At 64.0% G+C, this 19,804-nt stretch carries 23 protein-coding genes; 17 read left to right on the forward strand and 6 right to left on the reverse strand.

The features are described from left to right. Positions 1–11: 11 nt before the first annotated feature. The 3 genes from cpaB to QX135_RS28210 all read right to left on the reverse strand — a co-directional run bounded on the left by cpaB (position 12) and on the right by QX135_RS28210 (position 1,954). Positions 12–812: a Flp pilus assembly protein CpaB gene (gene cpaB, locus QX135_RS28200; protein WP_315734619.1), complete on the reverse strand. Its 801-nt coding sequence runs from the start codon at positions 810–812 to the stop codon at positions 12–14. Between the two features lie 126 nt (positions 813–938). Beyond that, positions 939–1,463: a prepilin peptidase gene (locus tag QX135_RS28205; protein ID WP_315734617.1), complete on the reverse strand. Its 525-nt coding sequence runs from the start codon at positions 1,461–1,463 to the stop codon at positions 939–941. Between the two features lie 326 nt (positions 1,464–1,789). Further along, positions 1,790–1,954: a Flp family type IVb pilin gene (locus QX135_RS28210; RefSeq protein ID WP_231317342.1), complete on the reverse strand. Its 165-nt coding sequence runs from the start codon at positions 1,952–1,954 to the stop codon at positions 1,790–1,792. A 452-nt stretch (positions 1,955–2,406) separates the two neighbouring features. Here QX135_RS28210 and QX135_RS28215 point away from each other — a divergent pair, with 452 nt between their 5' ends. The 4 genes from QX135_RS28215 (at position 2,407) to QX135_RS28230 (ending at position 5,384) form a co-directional block, all read left to right on the forward strand. Continuing rightward, positions 2,407–3,234, forward strand: coding sequence for a sterol desaturase family protein (locus tag QX135_RS28215; protein ID WP_315783689.1), 828 nt, complete (start codon positions 2,407–2,409; stop codon positions 3,232–3,234). Positions 3,235–3,369: 135 nt separating this feature from the next. Then, complete coding sequence (locus tag QX135_RS28220) at positions 3,370–3,870, forward strand: pilus assembly protein N-terminal domain-containing protein (RefSeq protein ID WP_315734613.1); 501 nt, start codon at positions 3,370–3,372, stop codon at positions 3,868–3,870. Positions 3,871–4,194: 324 nt separating this feature from the next. After that, complete coding sequence (locus QX135_RS28225; protein ID WP_315734610.1) at positions 4,195–4,740, forward strand: TadE/TadG family type IV pilus assembly protein; 546 nt, start codon at positions 4,195–4,197, stop codon at positions 4,738–4,740. Between the two features lie 83 nt (positions 4,741–4,823). Next, a complete protein-coding gene (locus QX135_RS28230) occupies positions 4,824–5,384 on the forward strand; it encodes a TadE/TadG family type IV pilus assembly protein (protein ID WP_315734609.1) in 561 nt (186 codons plus the stop codon). A gap of 204 nt (positions 5,385–5,588) precedes the next feature. Here the strand turns inward: QX135_RS28230 and QX135_RS28235 are convergent, their stop codons facing one another. From QX135_RS28235 to QX135_RS28245, 3 genes are all read right to left on the reverse strand, one after another. After that, positions 5,589–5,801: a cold-shock protein gene (locus tag QX135_RS28235; protein WP_006612155.1), complete on the reverse strand. Its 213-nt coding sequence runs from the start codon at positions 5,799–5,801 to the stop codon at positions 5,589–5,591. Positions 5,802–6,102: 301 nt separating this feature from the next. Continuing rightward, positions 6,103–6,393: a translation initiation factor IF-1 gene (gene infA / locus QX135_RS28240; RefSeq protein ID WP_315734606.1), complete on the reverse strand. Its 291-nt coding sequence runs from the start codon at positions 6,391–6,393 to the stop codon at positions 6,103–6,105. 24 nt (positions 6,394–6,417) lie between these two features. Then, positions 6,418–7,827, reverse strand: coding sequence for a DEAD/DEAH box helicase (locus QX135_RS28245; protein ID WP_315734604.1), 1,410 nt, complete (start codon positions 7,825–7,827; stop codon positions 6,418–6,420). A 509-nt stretch (positions 7,828–8,336) separates the two neighbouring features. Between QX135_RS28245 and urtA the strand changes: the two genes are divergently transcribed. From urtA to QX135_RS28310, 13 genes are all read left to right on the forward strand, one after another. Next, the gene (gene urtA / locus QX135_RS28250) at positions 8,337–9,659 is read left to right on the forward strand and encodes an urea ABC transporter substrate-binding protein (protein ID WP_316163328.1); all 1,323 of its coding nucleotides are present in this window, start codon (positions 8,337–8,339) and stop codon (positions 9,657–9,659) included. Between the two features lie 132 nt (positions 9,660–9,791). Then, positions 9,792–11,354 carry an urea ABC transporter permease subunit UrtB gene (gene urtB, locus QX135_RS28255; RefSeq protein ID WP_410052905.1) on the forward strand — a complete coding sequence of 521 codons (1,563 nt, stop codon included), beginning with the start codon at positions 9,792–9,794 and terminating at the stop codon, positions 11,352–11,354. Beyond that, entirely contained in the window at positions 11,351–12,514 is a 1,164-nt protein-coding gene (urtC, locus tag QX135_RS28260) for an urea ABC transporter permease subunit UrtC (protein WP_315783681.1), read from the forward strand. The genes urtB and urtC overlap by 4 nt, the downstream gene beginning before the upstream one ends. 4 nt (positions 12,515–12,518) lie before the next feature. After that, positions 12,519–13,280, forward strand: coding sequence for an urea ABC transporter ATP-binding protein UrtD (gene urtD / locus QX135_RS28265; protein ID WP_315783679.1), 762 nt, complete (start codon positions 12,519–12,521; stop codon positions 13,278–13,280). 111 nt (positions 13,281–13,391) lie between these two features. Beyond that, a complete protein-coding gene (gene urtE / locus QX135_RS28270; protein ID WP_315734594.1) occupies positions 13,392–14,087 on the forward strand; it encodes an urea ABC transporter ATP-binding subunit UrtE in 696 nt (231 codons plus the stop codon). A gap of 60 nt (positions 14,088–14,147) precedes the next feature. Next, positions 14,148–14,984 carry an urease accessory protein UreD gene (locus QX135_RS28275; RefSeq protein ID WP_316181645.1) on the forward strand — a complete coding sequence of 279 codons (837 nt, stop codon included), beginning with the start codon at positions 14,148–14,150 and terminating at the stop codon, positions 14,982–14,984. 48 nt (positions 14,985–15,032) lie between these two features. Further along, complete coding sequence (locus QX135_RS28280; RefSeq protein WP_316181644.1) at positions 15,033–15,335, forward strand: urease subunit gamma; 303 nt, start codon at positions 15,033–15,035, stop codon at positions 15,333–15,335. Positions 15,336–15,466: 131 nt separating this feature from the next. Continuing rightward, on the forward strand, positions 15,467–15,772 hold the full coding sequence (locus QX135_RS28285; RefSeq protein WP_315783675.1) for an urease subunit beta: 306 nt from the start codon (positions 15,467–15,469) through the stop codon (positions 15,770–15,772). A 3-nt stretch (positions 15,773–15,775) separates the two neighbouring features. Further along, complete coding sequence (locus tag QX135_RS28290) at positions 15,776–16,315, forward strand: HD domain-containing protein (protein WP_316181643.1); 540 nt, start codon at positions 15,776–15,778, stop codon at positions 16,313–16,315. Between the two features lie 54 nt (positions 16,316–16,369). After that, positions 16,370–18,085, forward strand: a complete 1,716-nt coding sequence (ureC, locus tag QX135_RS28295; protein ID WP_315775470.1) for an urease subunit alpha — start codon at positions 16,370–16,372, stop codon at positions 18,083–18,085. A gap of 47 nt (positions 18,086–18,132) precedes the next feature. Next, entirely contained in the window at positions 18,133–18,432 is a 300-nt protein-coding gene (locus tag QX135_RS28300) for a putative quinol monooxygenase (protein ID WP_315734580.1), read from the forward strand. Positions 18,433–18,474: 42 nt separating this feature from the next. Then, positions 18,475–19,092, forward strand: coding sequence for an urease accessory protein UreE (locus tag QX135_RS28305; protein ID WP_315783670.1), 618 nt, complete (start codon positions 18,475–18,477; stop codon positions 19,090–19,092). Beyond that, a complete protein-coding gene (locus tag QX135_RS28310; RefSeq protein ID WP_409997685.1) occupies positions 19,073–19,801 on the forward strand; it encodes an urease accessory protein UreF in 729 nt (242 codons plus the stop codon). Before QX135_RS28305 ends, QX135_RS28310 begins: the two co-directional genes overlap by 20 nt. Positions 19,802–19,804: the final 3 nt, after the last annotated feature.

Consider the following 19,804-nt stretch of genomic DNA (forward strand, 5'->3'; position numbering starts at 1 on the left):
GGTCCTCTTGCTCACTTCTGCGTCGTCATCGTGCTGGGAATGCCGAAGCGGACGACGGCAACGCTGTCGCTGCGCTTGCGGCTGGTCTCGTCCGTGCGGTGCTCGGCCACGTTGACGTCGGCGATGCTGCGGAGCGCGAGAGACAGCGTTCCGGTTTGACGGGCACGCGCGAGCGTCTCGGCCTGTTCCGGCTTCAGCTCCAGCGTGACGGTCTTGCCGACCACCGTGGTCTGGCCGTCCTTTTCCTTCGGAGCCTGATCGATCGCCAGCACGCGGATGTTCGACAGGATGATATCGGAGCTGACGACGTCGCCCGCGTTGGGCTGATCCGGATTGCGCTCGCGCTTGGACAGGATCACGTCGACGCGGTCGTTCGGCAGGATGAAGCCGCCGGCGCCGGTCTCCGGAGAAATCTCGGTGGAAACGGCGCGCATGCCGGCCGGCAGGATCGCGGCCATGAAGCCCGAGCCGTCGGCCTTGACGAGCTTCTGTTCGCGGATGGGTTCGCCGGCAATGAACGGCGCCCGCGCGATCGTGCCTGTTATCTGCGTCTGTCCTTCGGGCCGCTCGCTGCGCCGGATGAAGCTGGAGCTGGCTGTGGCCGCCGGCCAGCTCTGCCACTGCAGATCTTCGGGCTTGAGCGATTGGCCGAGGGCGATGTCGCCCTTGGCGACGAGAACGTCGACGGTGGGCATCTGCGGCGCGGGCGCGGCAACTTGAGCCGGCCGGTCGTCGGACCCGCTCGCGAGATATGCGGCCACGCCGCCAGCGCCTACAGCGATGGTCAGAACCACAATGCGTGCGGTATTCATACGCTTCACTTTCCACATGACGCCGCGACGTTTCCGCCGCCGTGATGGGAGTTGAGCAGTTATTCGTCAAAGCATGGTTAATGAGGCGTATCTAAATCGCCTTAACACCGCGTTGACACGGTGCTTTCAGAGCAATGCAAGACGCGCAGCGTCGATCGCCTTCACCCAATCGGTCTCCGGATAAACCATCAGAGCGCCCAGGGCGAGCGCGATGCCATAGGGCACGCCGCTCTCCTTGGCGTGCAGGCGTGCAAGCCAGGGTTGCCCCGCCAGCATGTAGGGCAACGGCCATTGCCGGAACTGCATGAGGGCGAGAGTGAGCACGCCGCCGAAGATCGAGGCGTACAACAGGTAGTTCATCAGGTGGGCGAAGCCGAACCACAGCGCGGCGGCGGATGCGACCTTGGCGTCACCGCCGCCGATCCAGCCGAATGCAAAGCAGGTGAAAGCAATCACCAGCAGGGTCGCGCCGGCGCCGAGGTGCATGAGCATGTCAGCCATGCTCATGCCGCTCAGCGGCGCCAGAACCAGAAAGCCGGCGACGAGCGCAAGGGAGACCCGGTTCGAAATGGTCATCGTGAACAAATCGCTCGCCGCGGCAAAGGCCATCAGGGCCGGAAACAGCAGAAGGCGCGCGAGATCGAGGGTCATGGGCTCTCAATGGCATCGACGCGGCGCGTGGGTGCGCCGCTGCGCCAGAGTCTAGCTGCAAGAAATAAACGATCGGGAAACAGCCGGAATGGCCGGTTGGCTGTCGATCTCACCAGACGCTGACGATGCGGGCCGCGAGAGCGAGGATGGACAGGCCGAGGCCGCCGCAGATCCAACGCAAGGCGACGTCGGTCGCCCTGGGCGGGGGCCGGGACGCGGCTGCGGACAAAACGTGGTTACGCATCACTGAACGCCGCGAAGCTGAATGTGGAAATGATAAAGGCCCCGGATGTCCGGGGCCTTCTTTGCTCGGCCGTGACGACCGCTTACTTCAGCGAGGTGTTGATCGCGCCGAACTTGGAGCTCAGGCTGGAGCCGAGACCGTTCACCGCGGCAATGATCGCGAGCGAGATGCCGGCGGCGATCAGACCGTATTCGATCGCGGTCGCGCCGGATTCATCCTTCACGAAGCGAGCAAGAAGATTCTTCATAGGTAACTCCATGTACACGTGGCTGGTCGAACAAACTCTGGTCGTTGCGGCGTTCTCAGCACCGTGACCATGCGGCCACCCTAGGGGGCAGGAATTTCGGCGTAGTTAATTCGGTCGCCGAAACACGGCGACAAATGGCTGTTATTGTGCAGAGTAAACATAGGATGAAGCGCGGCGCGATCATTCGAAATGATGCATGGTCGCGCCGCGGTCGGTCTCGTTGAAAAGATGAGCGCAGGGTTTCGGCGAACATGCCCGACCGGTCCATCGCGGGGCCTGCTCCGCATTCCGCACTATATGCATATGGCCGTGTCGACCTGGCTGGCGGAGCATGTGGCTCGATGTCGATCGCGCTGGGCCGATAGGCAGAGCGGTCTTGCCGGCGCCGAGGTTCACGGCTCCTTAAGCGCCAAGGAGTACCCCTCGGAACAGTTCATGAGATGAGGAATGTGATGTCCGGTCTGCCATGGGAAGTCGCGCTGATGCTCGGCCAGACCATCGAGAAGGTGTTGCCGATCACCTTGGTGCTGGCGGTGGTGTTCTCGGTGCTCAGTCACTTCTGGGCCTGCAATCCCGGCAAGCCGTGGTGGCAGAAGCGCGAGCTCGTCACCGACGTGGTCTACTGGTTCTTCGTGCCGGTGTTCGCCCGGGTGCTCCGCATCGGCTTTCTCGTGCTCGGCGCCAGCGTTCTCTTCAAGATCCGCGAGGCCGACGAGTTGATCGCCTTCTATGAGAACGGGCACGGCCCGCTGGCGCAGCTTCCCGAATGGCTGCAGGGGGTGCTCTTCCTCGTGGTCTCCGACTTCATGCTGTACTGGACGCATCGTCTGTTCCATGGCGGCGAGTTCTGGAAATACCACGCGGTTCACCACTCGTCGGAGGATCTGGAGTGGATTTCGGCTGCCCGCTTCCATCCGATCAACTTGATCCTCGGCACGATCGCGGTCGACGTCATCCTCTTGATGGCCGGCATCTCGCCCAATGTCATGATCTGGGTCGGACCATTCACCACGTTCCATTCGGCCTTCGTGCACGCCAATCTCAACTGGACGCTGGGCCCGCTGAAATATGTCCTCGCCACGCCCATCTTCCACCGCTGGCACCACACGTCGATGGAGCAGGGCGGCAATACCAACTTCGCCGGCACGTTCCCGATCTGGGACATCCTGTTCGGCACGTTCCGGATGCCGGCGGGGCAGTTGCCCATGGCCTACGGCAAGGACGAGGCGACGATGCCCGGTGAGTTCGGCGGCCAGCTCGCGTTTCCGTTCCGGCGATGAGGGGTTTTGCAACCGCCCCAGACCAAATGGCGACGTTTGCAGATCATTCACCAATTGAGCGCAGATTTGCCGCGTCGGGCGCCGTCACCGCTGCGTATCGCTTGAGACGGCTCGTCAATGTCCCGGGGTTTGAGTATGTCGTTCTGTGTATCGCGTCGTCCTAGTGTTTCCTTCGCATTGCGGGCAGCTGTCGCCGCGGTGCTGCTGTGGCCGGCTGCCGCCTTGGCGGAGCCTGATCCCGCCATCGCCGTGAATGTCGACCAGGCCAAGCTGGTCAAGCTGCCCGACCGGGTCGCGACCCTCGTCGTCGGCAATCCGATGATCGCCGATGTGACCTTGCAGAGCGGCGGCATCATCGTCGTCACCGGCAAGAGCTATGGCGCCACCAACTTCATTGCGATGGATCGTGGCGGACAGGTGCTGATCGATCGCCAGATCCAGGTCGCCGGGCCCACCGACCAACTCGTGACGGTGTATCGCGGCGTCGACCGTGAGACCTATAGCTGCATGCCGATCTGCCAGCGCCGGGTGACCTTGGGCGACGGCGACAACTACTTCAAATCGGTGCTCGACCAGGCTGGAACGATGTCCAGCACGGCGAGCGGTAACGCGGCGGCGGCCTCGAAGACCAACTGAGCGCTGGCCTTGCCACGCCTGCCCGGGTCGATGGCAGCGCCTGACCGCCTCTCCACGCGTGTCCGCGCCGACGATGCGGCGAGCCTTGCCGCTGGTGCTGCGGCTGGGTCGCCCGATTCGTTTGGTTTCTCGTTTGGTTTCGATGATCGGATCGGGCGGTGACGCGCTGTCTCGAAGGGCTGGCTGCGTGCGAACCCCCAAGCACGGTTAGCGGGACGTTGATGCGGCAGGCCATACTGTCCGCATCGTGGGAAACCCTTTCCCAAGGAGTTTCCGCTATTCCTTTCGCTCAGATTGATGTGCCTTTCCAGTCCGGATGAACCCATGCAAGCCCCCGTCTCCTCGACCGCTTCGATGCGCCGGATGCTGCGCCGCTTCCGACGCAACCGGCGGGCGTCGGCCGCGCTCGAATTCGCGCTGGTCGCGCCGGTCTTCTTCGCGCTGCTGTTCGCGATCATCGAAACGGCGCTGATGTTCTTTGCCGGGCAGGTGCTCGAGACGATCACGCAGGACTCGGCGCGCATGATCCTGACCGGACAGGCGCAACAGGGCGCCTATACGCAGGCGCAGTTCGCGAGCTACGTCTGCACCCAGGTTCCCGCGCTGTTCGACTGCAACAAGATCTATATCGACGTGAAGAGCTACTCCTCGTTCGGGAGCGTCTCGATCAGCAACCAGATCGACAACAGCGGCAACTTCGTCAACAACATGACCTACAGCCCGGGTGCCGCCGGAGACATCGTCGTCGTCAGGCTGTTCTATCAATGGCCGATCTTCGTGACGGGGCTCGGCTACAACATCGCCAACCTGAGCGGCAGCAAGCGGCTGCTGGTGGGCACGGCCGCATTCAAGAACGAGCCGTATTCATAAACACGGCTCTCACGACAAGGCTCTCGCGAGCTCCTTCAGAGGGACACCAGGAATTCATCATGCCGTTGGGAAGAATGCCGGGTATGTCTTCGAGCCTGCACCTGTGGCGTCGCATCGACGCCTTTGTCGCCGATCGACGCGGTGTCGCGGCCACCGAATTCGCATTCATCGTGCCGCTGATGCTGGTGATGTTCTTCGGCACGGTCGAATTCTGCTCGGCGATCGCCGTCGACCGCAAGGTCACCTTGATGGCGCGAACCCTGTCGGATCTGACATCGCAATCGACCACGGTCGGCGATAGCGACATGTCGAACTTCTTCGCCGCCTCGACCGGCATCATGTACCCCTATTCCACCACGCCGGTGAATGCGACGATCACCGAGCTCTATGTCGATCCCACCACCAAGCAGGCGACGGTGAAGTGGAGCAAGGGGTCGACACCGCGAACCGTCGGCATGACGGTCGGCGTGCCGGCTGAATTGCTGGTGTCCGGCACCTATCTGATCTTCAGCGAGGTGAACTACCAGTACGTTCCGACGATCGGCTACGTCATGGGCAAGACGGGCGTCAATCTCAGCGACGTCGCCTATACCCGCCCGCGGCAGTCGACCTGTGTGATGTATAGCCCGGCGACCTACTGCTGAGGTGAGGGCTGCCGCAACGGAGCCCGCCCGCGCCGGGGCTGCGGTCGCACGCGCCTGCGAACCGGCGCGACATGCGGTCTTTCGGGCGAGCGGAGCGCGGCGATGGGCATTCAGGCAGCGAAAAGCAGGCAATAAAAAAGGCCGCGCAAGGCGGCCTTTCGTTGTCCAGGCGGGCAATCGCGCAGGCGATTACCCTGGCGTCGCTCAATTGGCGGCGCGGAGATTATCGGCCGACGACTTGCCCGAACGGCGGTCCGCCACGATCTCGTAGGAGATCTTCTGGCCTTCGCGCAGCGTGCCGAGACCAGCGCGCTCGACGGCGCTGATGTGCACGAACACGTCGTTGCCGCCGTCATCCGGCTGAATGAAGCCATAGCCCTTGGTTGCGTTAAACCACTTCACGGTTCCCATGCTCACGGGGGTAGTTCCCTTCTCAGATATCAAATGCGTAACCCAGATTCCTGGGCTGGTTAGATCGAATTTTTGGAAGGGTCGTCAGCGTCTGAACCGGCTGTACCGGTAATAGCTAATCTCGTCCGGCCGAAAATCGATTGCGGGATATACTATTGGAAATGCCCGCGCAAAACAATCCTGAGCTGCGCGAGGGCGCATGATTTTTTGACGCGCCGGCTCGAGGCCGACGCGCTGAATTGTCGCTGATTGCGCAAGAGTTGATCAATTCGCTGGGTTGGGCGGAACCATTGCTCCGCCCAAGGCTCTAGCGCCGCCGGAACTGGCCGCCGCGCTGCGCTGCGCCACGCGGAGGTCCGCCGGTCGAGCTGGGGCGCTCGTCCTTGTGGCGGAAGATCAGCCGGCCCTTTTCCAGATCATAGGGCGACATCTCGACGGTCACGCGGTCTCCCGCGAGCGTCTTGATGCGATTCTTTTTCATCTTGCCGGCGGTGTAGGCGACGATTTCGTGCCCCGCATCGAGTTGTACCCGGTAGCGCGCGTCGGGAAGGATTTCGGTGACCAGCCCTTCGAACTGGATCAGCTCTTCCTTAGCCATGTCTCTCTCCAGATCGATAGACGTCTAGTTTGGCCGTTGGTTGCGGTTGTGAGCGTGGTTTTTGGGTCTGCCCTCGCGATGCAGGAAAGCAACGCCTTGAATCGACCCGGCCTTGCCGCCGCCTTGCGACGGCCGCTGGGGCTCCTGACGATTGCCTGGCAGAGGCGCCATCTTAGCATTGGAACGACGGCGACGGCGAGGGCCTTTTGCGGCGGTGCCACCCTCGTTGGTCCGCGCATTCTGCATGCCAGGACGGCCGCCACGCTGAGGCGGTTTGGCCGGTGCCGCGGCCTCGCGGAGGCCCGGCGTGCGGCGATCGTCGCGCGGCAGCGAGATCTTGATCAGCCGCTCGATGTCGCGAAGGTAGGACAGCTCATCCGCTCCGGCGACGAGCGAAATCGCGATGCCTTCAGCGCCGGCGCGTGCCGTGCGGCCGATGCGGTGGACGTAGGTCTCCGGCACGTTGGGCAGGTCGAAATTCACGACATGGCTGACGCCGTCGACGTCGATGCCGCGGGCCGCGATGTCGGTTGCGACCAGGGTTCGGATCTCGCCGGTGCGGAACGCTGCGAGGGTGCGCTCGCGGTGGTTCTGTGACTTGTTGCCGTGAATCGCCTGGGCGGGGATGCCGGCCTTTTCCAGGCTCTTCACGACCTTGTCGGCACCGTGCTTGGTACGGGTGAACACCAGCGCGCGGTTGACCGGCTCCTGCTTGAGCAACTGAGCCAGAAGGTTCGGCTTGGCCGAGTGGTCGACGTGGATCACGCGCTGGGCAATGCGCTCGACCGTCGAGGAAACGGGGGTCACCGCGACCCGCGCGGGGTCGCGCAGCATGGCGTCCGCGAGCTCGGCGATGTCCTTCGGCATGGTGGCCGAGAAGAACAGCGTCTGCCGCTTGATCGGCAGCTTGGCGACGATCTTCCGGATGTCGTTGATGAAGCCCATGTCGAGCATGCGGTCGGCTTCGTCGAGCACCAGGAACTCGACCTGGTTCAGCTTCACGGCGTTGCCCTGGACGAGGTCGAGCAGCCGGCCAGGCGTGGCGACCAGCACCTCGAGGCCCGGCATGAGCGCGCGGACCTGGCGTCCCATCGGCACGCCGCCGATCGCGAGCGCCGAGGTCAGGCGGATGTGGCGGCCATAGGTGTTGAAGCTGTCGAGGATCTGGCCGGACAGTTCGCGGGTCGGGCTCAGAACGAGCACGCGCGCCGTCTTCGGCTGCGGCTTGATCCGGTTCTGCAGCAGGCGGTGCAGGATCGGCAGGGCGAACGAGGCGGTCTTGCCGGTTCCCGTCTGGGCGATGCCGATCACGTCGCGGCCTTCGAGGGCGAGCGGGATGGTCTGTGCCTGGATCGGGGTGGGGGTGGTGTAGTTCTCTTCCTTCAGCGCGCGCGTCAGCGCGTCGGCGAGGTTAAAATCCTGAAAGGATGTCAAAAGATTGGGCTTTCCATAAGAGGATGAGGCCCGTGTCGGCAGCCAGCCGGACGCGGGTGGGTGGTTGAAGAGACACCCGCGTGTTTGGAGCGTCGAGATTGGATGGGTGAGAATGCGAAGCCAGAAGCTCTGAACGAGCTAAAGAACACGCGGCTTGCAAAGATCCGGCCGATTCGCCTCGATCTATCAGATATATGGAACAGACTGGCGGCACTTTCAAGGCCGGTGCGCAACGGATCGGCGATTGAGCCGGTACTCTGCTGCTTTAATTTTAGCCATTCAAAACAAAGTGCATAAATCGTGTGCTCGATGCCAGCCGAATGATCACCGTGCCTGCCTAAACCGGCGGCACGAGATTGCGACCTTCCGTTGCGATTGGCCAAAGTTCCAGATTGGGATCAATGGCTTACGAGATGTGAACGGCATGGCATGCTTCTTGCGATTCTTCCGCCGCAGACCGCCGGCCGCCTTGGCTGTGAAGCACGTCTGCGTCAGGGAGATATTACCTCATGCTTACTCGACTCACTCAGGAATTAACGGCGCCATTCAGCCGCCGTCGCTGGCTGGCTGCTGCTGCCGGCCTGGCGCTCGGCGTCGCCGGCTTCGGCCCGGCCATGGCTGCCGACGACACCATCAAGATTGGTGTTCTGCATTCTCTGTCCGGCACCATGGCCATCAGCGAAACCACGCTGAAGGATACGATCCTGTTTCTGATCGACGAACAGAACAAGAAGGGCGGCGTGCTCGGCAAGAAGCTCGAGGCCGTCGTCGTCGATCCCGCGTCGAACTGGCCGCTGTTCGCCGAGAAGGCGCGCGAGCTGATCACCAAGAACAAGGTCGCGGTCGTGTTCGGCTGCTGGACCTCGGTGTCGCGCAAGTCGGTGCTGCCGGTATTCAAGGAACTCAACAGCATCCTGTTCTACCCGGTCCAGTACGAGGGCGAGGAGAGCGAGCGCAACGTGTTCTACACCGGTGCGGCGCCGAACCAGCAGGCGATCCCGGCGGTCGACTACCTGATGAAGGAAGAGAAGGTGAAGCGTTGGGTGCTGGCCGGCACCGACTACGTCTATCCGCGCACCACCAACAAGATCCTGGAAGCCTACCTGAAGTCGAAGGGCGTGGCTCAGGACGACATCATGATCAACTACACGCCGTTCGGTCACTCGGACTGGCAGACGATCGTCGCCGACATCAAGAAGTTCGGTTCGGCCGGCAAGAAGACCGCGGTGGTCTCGACCATCAACGGCGACGCCAACGTTCCGTTCTACAAGGAGCTCGGCAACCAGGGCATCAAGGCCAAGGACATCCCGGTCGTCGCGTTCTCGGTGGGTGAGGAAGAGCTCGCCGGCATCGACACCAAGCCGCTGGTCGGCCATCTCGCCGCCTGGAACTACTTCGAGTCGATCAAAACCCCGGCCAACGAGAAGTTCATCAAGGATTGGCAGGCCTATACCAAGAACCCGAAGCGCGTGACCAACGACCCGATGGAAGCGCACGTGATCGGCTTCAACATGTGGGTGAAGGCGGTCGAGAAGGTGAAGTCGACCGATCCGGACAAGGTCATCGACGCCCTCCCTGGCACCGAGGCCCCGAACCTGACCGGCGGCGTGTCGAAGATGCTACCGAACCACCACATCACCAAGCCGGTGTTCATCGGCGAGATCAAGGGCGATGGCCAGTTCAGCGTCGTCTACAAGACCAAGGACCTCGTCCCGGGCGACGCCTGGTCGAAGGAGCTCGAGGGTTCCAAGGACCTGATCGGCGACTGGGTCGGCAAGAAGTGCGGCAACTTCAACGTCAAGACCAACAAGTGCCTGGGCTCGGGCACCTGAGATCGATCTGACGTCCAAGTCACGACTGGAGAAGGCGGTGGATAGCGCCGCCTTCTCACTTCCTCCTGCCGGGGTTGTCCAGTGCCTGCAATTGTTCGCGCGATTCTTCGTCGCATTCTTCTTTCTATTGTCCTGATTGCCGTGGCCGCGCCTGCATTCGCGGCCAGCTTCGAAGAGTCCGTCGCCAAGTTCGCCAATGACGATTTCTCCGACACCGATGATGCGGTGGGCGAGATCGCCGTGTCGGGCAATCCGCTGGCCTATCCGATCATCAGCGCGCTGCAGGATGAGCGGCTGATGTTCGATGCCGACACCAAGAAGGTCTATGTCAAGCAGACCGACGGCAAGATCATCGATGCCGCCACCGGCGCCGCCGTCGACAAGCTGCCCGACAACGCCGCGGCGGTCAGCCTCAACAACCGCCTGCGCCGCAGCGTCGACGCCGCGTTGGGCGGCCTGACCCTGCTGTCGCCGGACGTGAACACGCGCCTGTCGGCCGCCAAGTCGGTGTTCAAATCGCATGACGAGGCGACGCTGCCGACCGTGGAAACGGCGCTCGCCAAGGAAACCAATCGTTCGGTCAAGCAGGCGCTCGCCGAGGCCCGCGCCGCAATTCTCCTGTTCAAGTCCGATGCCAGCGAGGTGGACAAGCTCGAAGCGGTAGCCACCGTGAAGGCGCGCGGCGACCAGGAGGCGCTGGCGCTGCTCACCGAGATCAGCAGTGGCGATCAGCCCGCAAGCGTCGCCAAGGCCGCGGCAGGTGCCGTCGCTTCGATCCAGAGCTCGCTCGCGATCTGGTCCGGCGTGCAGAATGCCTGGTACGGCCTGTCGCTCGGCTCGGTGCTGCTGCTGGCCGCCATCGGGCTTGCCATCACCTTCGGCGTCATGGGCGTCATCAACATGGCCCATGGCGAGATGGTGATGCTCGGCGCCTACACCACCTTCGTGGTCCAGGAGGTCATCCGCACCAGCTATCCGGCGCTGTTCGACTACTCGCTCTTGATTGCCGCGCCGCTCGCCTTCCTGGTGGCCGGAGCCATCGGCGTGCTGATCGAGCGCACCATCATCCGCTTCCTCTACGGGCGGCCGCTCGAGACGCTGCTCGCGACCTGGGGCCTCTCGCTCATCCTGCAGCAGGCGGTGCGCTCCGCGTTTGGCCCGACCAACCGCGAAGTCGGCAATCCCTCCTGGATGAGCGGCGCGTTCGAGCTCGGCCAGATCACCATCACCTATAACCGGCTCTGGATCCTCTGCTTCACGATGGCCGTGTTCGCGATCCTGCTCGCGATGCTGCGCTACACCGCGCTCGGTCTGGAAATGCGCGCCGTGACGCAGAACCGGCGCATGGCGGCGTCGATGGGCATCGCCACCTCGCGCGTCGATGCGCTCACCTTCGGGCTGGGGTCGGGCATCGCCGGCATCGCCGGCGTGGCGCTGTCGCAGATCGACAATGTCAGCCCCAACCTTGGCCAGAGCTACATCATCGATTCCTTCATGGTCGTGGTGTTCGGCGGGGTCGGCAATCTCTGGGGCACCCTGGTCGGCGCCTTCACGCTCGGCATCGCCAACAAGTTCCTGGAGCCGGTCGCCGGCGCCGTGCTCGGCAAGATCGCGATCCTGGTGCTGATCATCCTGTTCATTCAGAAGCGCCCTCGCGGCCTGTTCGCGCTCAAGGGCCGGGCGGTGGAAGCATGATGCCGCATATGCTGACGAGGTCGCTGGACCGCGCCGCGACCATCTTCGTGCTGATCGTTGCGGCCTGCGGCATCCTGATCCCGCTGTCCAACCTGCTGCTGCCGGCCGGCTCGGCGCTGCAGGTGCCGACCTATCTGGTCGCGCTGTGGGGCAAATATGTCTGCTACGCCATCCTGGCGCTCTCCATCGACCTGATCTGGGGTTATTGCGGCATCCTCTCGCTCGGTCACGGCGCGTTCTTCGCGCTCGGGGGCTATGCGATGGGCATGTATCTGATGCGCCAGATCGGCACCCGCGGCGTCTACGGCAATCCGATCCTGCCGGACTTCATGGTGTTCCTGAACTATTCCAAGCTGCCCTGGTACTGGCACGGCTTCGACATGTTCTGGTTCGCAGCTTTGATGGTGCTCGTGGTGCCCGGCCTGCTCGCCTTCTGCTTCGGCTGGCTCGCCTTCCGCTCGCGCGTCACCGGCGTGTATCTGTCGATCATCACCCAGGCGATGACCTACGCGCTGCTGCTCGCCTTCTTCCGCAATGATTTCGGCTTCGGCGGCAACAACGGCCTGACCGACTTCAAGGACATCCTCGGCTTCAACGTCCAGGCGGAGGGCACCCGTGCCGCCTTGTTCGCGCTGAGCTGCGTCGCGCTCATTCTCGCCTTCCTGATCTGCCGGGCCGTGGTGTCGTCGAAACTCGGCAAGGTGCTGATCGCGATCCGCGACGCCGAGTCGCGGACGCGTTTCCTCGGCTATCGCGTCGAGTCCTACAAGCTGTTCGTGTTCACGCTGTCGGCGTGCATGGCTGGCGTCGCCGGTGCGCTGTATGTCCCGCAGGTGGGCATCATTAATCCGAGCGAGTTCGCTCCGGGCAACTCGATCGAGGCCGTGATCTGGGTCGCGGTCGGCGGCCGCGGCACGCTGGTCGGCGCTGCGCTCGGCGCCGTCGTCGTGAACTACGCCAAGACGTTCTTCACCTCGGGCGTGCTGGCACCGTACTGGCTGTTCATGCTCGGCGCATTGTTCGTGCTCGTCACCCTGCTGCTGCCCAAGGGCATCATCGGCACGTTCAATACGTGGTGGGATCAACTCAGCACCAAGACGCCCAACGCCGAGAGCGCCGCCCGCGAGGACGGCGTCACCGAACCCAAGATGGCGGAGTGAGCGCATGAACGTGATGGATACCCGCGCGACGTCGTCGCTGCTCTATCTCGACGGCGTGCACGTCTCCTTCGACGGCTTCCACGCCATCAACAATCTCTCGCTGACGCTCGAGCCCGGCGAGATGCGCGCCGTCATCGGCCCGAACGGCGCCGGCAAGACCACGATGATGGACATCATCACCGGCAAGACCAAGCCCGACGAGGGCACGGTGCTGTTCGACGGCAAGACGGATCTCACTCGCCTCGACGAGACCCGCATCGCCGAGCTCGGGATCGGCCGCAAGTTCCAGAAGCCGACGGTGTTCGAGAGCCAGTCGGTCGAGGACAATTTGCTGCTCGCCCTCAATGTCGACCACAGCGTCAAGGGCACGCTGTTCTGGCGCGGATCGAGAAGCGAAGCCGAGCAGATAGACAAGGTGCTCGAAACCGTGCGGCTCAAGGACCTCAGGCGCAAGCTCGCCGGCAGCCTGTCGCATGGCCAGAAGCAGTGGCTGGAGATCGGCATGCTCTTGGCGCAGGACCCGAAGCTCCTGCTGGTCGACGAGCCGGTCGCCGGCATGACCGATGTCGAGACGCATCAGACCGCCGAGCTGCTCAAGGAAATCAACAAGGATCATACCGTCATGGTCGTCGAGCACGACATGACCTTCGTTCGCGAGCTCGGCGTCAAGGTCACCTGCCTGCATGAAGGCACGGTGCTGGCCGAGGGCACCATCGATCAGGTGTCGTCGAACGAGCGGGTGATCGAGGTCTATCTGGGCCGTTAGTCGGCCGGCGAATGGCGAGTAGCGAATAGGGCAAGGGACGATGACGCAGAGAATTCAATCTATTCGCTATTCGCCATTCGCCATTCGCCCATCAGCGGCCGGAGGTCGCTGATGCTCACCGTCGACAACATCAACCTCTATTACGGCGCCGCCCAGGCGCTGCGCGGCGTCTCGATCGCGGCGGAGCCCGGCAAGGTCACCTGCGTGCTCGGCCGCAACGGCGTCGGCAAGACCTCGCTGCTTCGGGCGCTGGTCGGGCAGTATCCGCTGGCCTCCGGCACCATCACCTTCGACGGCGCCGACATCACCCATCTCAAGCCCTATGAGCGGGCGCGCAAGGGCATCGGCTTCGTGCCGCAGGGCCGCGAGATCTTCCCGCTGCTGACGGTCGAGGAGAACCTCAAGACCGGCTTCGGCCCCCTGAAGCGCGCCGACCGCAGCATCCCCGATGACGTGTTCTCGCTGTTTCCGGTGCTCGAATCGATGCTCGGTCGGCGCGGCGGCGATCTCTCCGGCGGCCAGCAGCAGCAGCTCGCGATCGGCCGCGCCATGGTGATGCGGCCAAAGGTCCTGCTGCTGGACGAGCCGACCGAGGGTATCCAGCCCTCGATCATCAAGGACATCGGTCGGGCGATTTCGTATCTGCGCAATCTCGGCAACATCGCGATCGTGCTGGTCGAGCAGTATCTCGACTTTGCCTGCGAACTCGGCGACAACTTCGCGGTCATGGATCGCGGCGCGGTAAAATTTACCTGCACCCGCGCCAACCTCGATCCGGCCGAGATCAGCCGCCAGATGGCGCTCTGATCATCACGTAGCTTCTCGACGCGGACTCGCCCCGCGTCTGGTCCCAGGGGGAGGGGATCGATGCGGGCCGATCCCGCCAACGCCGCCGCCGACATCTTCGAGGCCAACCGCGCCCGCGGCGCGGTGCGCTTCGACGTGCGGCTGCAGGACGGCATGACGCGGCGTCATCATCTGCATGAATCCGGCTCGCTGCGGGTGCGCTTTCCCTCGCCCGAGGACGACGGCCTCTCGGCGATGTTCGTCAACACCGCCGGTGGCATCGCCGGCGGCGATCGTTTCGCAATCGAGGTCGCGGCCGGCGAAGGCAGCCGCGTGACGCTCTCGAGCGCCGCAGCGGAAAAGGTCTACCGCGCGGCCGGAAAGCCGGCGGAGCTCGACATTGCGCTGACGGCCGCGGCGAACGCGCACATCTCCTGGCTGCCGCAGGAGACCATCCTGTTCGACCGCGCCCGTATCCATCGCCGCATCGACATCGACCTTGCCGATACCGCCTCCCTCCTGCTCTGCGAGATCGTCGTGTTCGGGCGCACAGCCATGGGGGAGACGATGCGGGAGGGCGAGTTCGTCGATCGCTGGCGGGTTCGGCGCGGCGGTAAGCTCGTGTTCGCCGAAACGATCCGCCTCGACGGCGACATCGGCGCAAAGCTTGCGCAGCCCGCCATCGCCAAGGGCGGCGCGGCGATCGGGACCGCGCTTATCGTGCCCGGGGACGCCGCACTGGTCGAGCGTATCAGGGAGAGCCTGCCGGCCATCCGGGGCGAGGCCGGGCTGTCGGCCTGGAATGGATTTGCAATGGCGCGCTTCTGTGCCCAAGATGCCGCGAGTCTGCGCGCCGACATGATGGCGGTGCTCGGCTGTGCTTCGAATAAACCGCTGCCGCGGTTGTGGCTCAACTAGACGTTTACCAACCGACGATCATTAGAAGACGATCACCAGAGAGTCCGCATGAACCTGTCTCCCCGCGAAAAGGACAAGCTCTTGATCTCGATGGCGGCCATCGTGGCGCGCCGCAGACTCGAGCGCGGCGTCAAGCTGAACCATCCCGAGGCGGTCGCGATCATCTCCGATTTCATTCTGGAAGGCGCGCGTGACGGCCGCACCGTGGCCGATTTGATGCAGGCCGGCGCCCAGGTCCTGACCCGCGACCAGGTGATGCCCGGCATCCCCGAGATGATCCATGACATCCAGGTCGAGGCGACGTTTCCGGACGGCACCAAGCTCGTCACGGTGCACGAGCCGATCCGGTGAAGCGAGCCCAACTCTTTCGGTCGTCATGCCCCGGCTTGACCCGGGCATCCACGCTGTTCGATCTGAATGGAAAAACGTGGATGGCCGGGTCAAGCCCGGCCATGACGCAGTGGAAACCTGCGAGGTAACTCATGATCCCCGGCGAACTCTTCATTCAGGACGGCGACATCGAGCTCAATGCCGGCCGCAAGACCGTGACGCTCTCGGTCGCCAACACCGGCGACCGCCCGATCCAGGTCGGCTCGCACTACCACTTCTTCGAGACCAATCCGGCGCTGAAGTTCGACCGGAAAAAAGCGCGCGGCATGCGCCTCGATATCGCGGCCGGCACGGCCGTGCGCTTCGAGCCAGGCCAGACCCGCGACGTGCAACTGGTCGCGCTCGCCGGCAAGCGCACCGTCTACGGCTTCCGCGGCGACGTCATGGGCAAGCTGTAGACGATGCTGACCGGATTACGCCTCGTCTCCGAAGCCGCCGAACTGGCGGCGCGCCGTCATGCCGGCCAGCAGCGCAAGGGCCGCGACGAGGAGCCTTACATCAATCATCTCGCCGAGGTCGCGAACATCCTGTCGGCAACCTGCGACGGCGAGGACGCCGAGCTCGTCGCGGCCGGCTGGCTGCACGACACCATCGAGGATACCGACACGACTGCTGACGAGCTGGCGGAGCGCTTCGGCCCGCGCGTCGCCGGGCTGGTGGAGGAGGTCACCGACGACATGACCCTGCCGAAGAGCAAGCGGCGCGCGGTCCAGGCCATCGCGGCTCCCGGCAAATCGGCCGGTGCCAAGCAGATCAAGATCGCCGACAAGATCAGCAATATCCGCGCGCGCATCTTCTTCGAGCCGGACCTCGAGCAGCAGTTGGAGCTGATGGAGTATCTCGGCTGGGCCGAGCAGGTCGTCGCCGGCTGCCGCGGCGTGAACGCGCGGCTCGATGCGCTGTTCGACGAGACGGTTGCCAACGCGCGGGGGACGCTGTGAGCGGTTCGCCAGCGTCTCGAAATCAAGACAAGCAGAGCTGAGTGGGGGCCATCGATGTCCGTCAAGATCAAGCGTTCCGTCTATGCCGACATGTTCGGCCCGACCACCGGCGACAAGGTCCGGCTCGCCGACACGGACCTGATCATCGAGGTCGAGAAGGACTTCACCACCTACGGCGAGGAGGTGAAGTTCGGCGGCGGCAAGGTGATCCGCGACGGCATGGGCCAGTCGCAGGCGACCAACAAGCAGGGCGCCGCCGACACGGTCATCACCAATGCGCTGATCGTGGATCACTGGGGTGTCGTGAAGGCCGACGTCGCGATCAAGGAAGGCATGATCTCTGCGATCGGCAAGGCCGGCAATCCGGACATCCAGCCCGGCGTCACCATCGTGATCGGCCCGGGCACCGACGTGATCGCAGGCGAGGGCAAGATCCTCACCGCCGGCGGCTTCGACAGCCACATCCACTTCATCTGCCCGCAGCAGATCGAGCACGCGCTGATGAGTGGCGTCACCTCGCTGCTCGGCGGCGGCACCGGCCCCTCGCACGGGACCTTCGCGACCACCTGCACGCCCGGCCCGTGGCACATCGGCCGGATGATGCAGTCGTTCGATGCGTTTCCTGTGAACCTCGGCATCTCCGGCAAGGGCAACGCCTCGCGCCCCGCGGCGCTGGTCGAGATGGTCAAGGCCGGCGCCTGTGCGCTGAAGCTGCACGAGGACTGGGGCACGACGCCGGCGGCGATCGACAATTGTCTCTCGGTCGCCGACGATTACGACGTCCAGGTGATGCTGCACTCCGACACGCTGAACGAGTCGGGCTTCGTCGAGGATACGATCAAGGCCTTCAAGGGCCGCACCATCCACGCCTTCCACACCGAAGGCGCCGGCGGCGGGCACGCGCCTGATATCATCAAGGTCGCCGGCCTGAAGAACGTGCTGCCGTCCTCGACCAATCCGACCCGGCCGTTCACGCGCAATACGATCGACGAGCATCTGGACATGCTGATGGTCTGCCACCATCTCGATCCGTCCATTGCCGAGGACCTCGCCTTTGCCGAAAGCCGCATCCGCAAGGAGACGATCGCAGCCGAGGACATTCTGCACGATCTTGGCGCGCTCTCGATGATGTCGTCGGATTCGCAGGCGATGGGCCGGCTCGGCGAGGTCATCATCCGGACGTGGCAGACCGCCGACAAGATGAAGAAGCAGCGCGGCGCGCTGCCGCAAGACAAGGGCAAGGACAACGACAATTTCCGCGTCAAGCGCTACATCGCTAAATACACGATCAACCCGGCGATCGCGCATGGCGTGTCGAAGCTGATCGGGTCGGTCGAAAAGGGCAAGCTCGCCGACCTCGTGCTGTGGTCGCCCGCCTTCTTCGGCGTCAAGCCGGACTGTGTCATCAAGGGCGGCACCATCGTCGCCGCGCCGATGGGCGATCCCAACGCCTCGATCCCGACCCCGCAGCCGGTGCATTACCAGCCGATGTTCGGCGCCTTCGGCAAGTCGCTGACGGCATCGTCCGTGATCTTCACCTCGAAGGCGGCCGTCACCGGCGGACTCGCCCGCAAGCTTGGCCTTTCGAAGAAGCTCTACGCAGTGCAGAACACCCGCGGCAGGATCTCGAAGAAGAGCATGATCCACAACGATGCGACGCCGAACATCGAGGTCGATCCGGAGACCTATGAGGTGCGCGCCGACGGCGAGCTCCTGACCTGCGAGCCGGCCGAGGTGCTGCCCATGGCGCAGCGCTACTTCATGTACTAAGCTTCCGCCCGGTACCAGAACCAGAAAAGTACCGGGAGGACGAGTTCGTGATCTATGTCGTTGCCACCTTGACCATCAAGCCCGAAACCCGTGCGGAATTCATTGCCGCTGCGACCGCCTGCATTGCGGGGACCCGCAAAGAACCCGGCAATATCGCCTATGATTTGCATGAGAGCGTCACCGATCCGAGCAAGATGGTGTTCGTCGAGCAGTGGGAGAACGCTGAGGCCTTGGTGCCGCACCGCGCGACCGAGCACATGAAGACGTTCGGGCGCGTCGCGGTCAAATGCATGTCGGCCCCGCCGAAGATCGAGATCATTACGCCTGAGAAGGTCGATGTCCGTTGAGCGGAATAAGAGTGAGCGGAATAAGAGGATGAGAGTTTCAGCATGATCCGCGCGACACGCGTGCTTGGGCAGCATCGTTGGAAAGAGGCTGCCGCCGATTCCGTCCTGCTCGATTTCGACGACCGGCATCGGCGGCGGCTGGCCATGACCGGAACGCGCGGGCTGGAGTTCCTGCTGGACCTCGAGCACGCCACCGCACTGCGCGGTGGCGATGCGCTGGTGCTGGAGGACGGCCGGCTGATCGAGGTCGTCGCGGCCGCCGAGCCGCTGCTCGAGATCCGCGCTGCCGATCCGCACCACCTGGTGCGGCTGGCCTGGCACCTCGGCAACCGGCACCTGCCGACGCAGATCCTGGCCAAGAGCCTGCGCATCCGCCGCGACCACGTGATCGAGGCCATGGTCAAGGGTCTCGGCGCGCGTGTCATCGAGATCGAGGCGCCGTTCGATCCGGAAGGCGGTGCCTACGCCGAGCCCAGCCATGCGCACGGCCACGATGATCATGATCACCACGGTCACGATCATCATCACGATCATGCCGGGCACGATCACGCGCATCACGGCCACGACCACGGCCATGCACATGATCATCACGTGCATGACGAGCACTGCGGCCATGACCATCACGATCACGGTCATTCCCATGCTCACGAGCACAAATGAGCCGGAGCTTCGGCCGGCCTCGATCAGCGCCGCGGATTCGGCCGCGCTGTATCGGCTGCTGACGTGGCTGTCGCCGGCGTTTCCGATCGGCGGCTTCTCCTATTCGAGCGGCATCGAATGGGCCGTCGAGGCGGGCGACATCGGCGATGCGGCGGGGCTGCGCGGCTGGCTTGCGACGATGCTGACCAATGGCTCCGGCTTCTGCGATGCGGCTTTCCTCGCGCACGCGTATCGCGCGGTCGAGCTGGACGACAGGACCAGCCTCCGCGAGGTGGCCGAGCTCGCGGCGGCTTTCGTACCGTCGCGCGAACGTCAGCTCGAAACCACCGCGCAGGGCCGTGCCTTCGTCGAGATCGCACGGTCAGCCTGGAACAGCGCAGGTCTCGACGAGGCGGTGGCGCAATGCGAGACGATCGTCTACCCGGTCGCCGTGGGGCTGGTCGGCGCGCTTCATGGCGTTCCTCTGGCGGCCCTGCTGCACGGCTTTCTGCACGCGGTCACGTCGAACTGGATTTCCGCCGGCAGCCGTCTCGTACCGTTGGGGCAGACCGACAGCCAGCGCGTGCTCGCCGCATTGGAACCTGTCGTCGCCGCGACGGCGGACCGCGCTCTGTTCGCCTCGCTCGACGACATCGGCGGCGCAACATTCCGCGCCGATCTCGCCAGCCTTCATCACGAGACGCAATATACAAGGCTGTTTCGGTCGTGATGA

Source organism: Bradyrhizobium sp. SZCCHNR1098 (assembly GCF_032489375.1).
Taxonomy (GTDB): Bacteria; Pseudomonadota; Alphaproteobacteria; order Rhizobiales; family Xanthobacteraceae; genus Bradyrhizobium.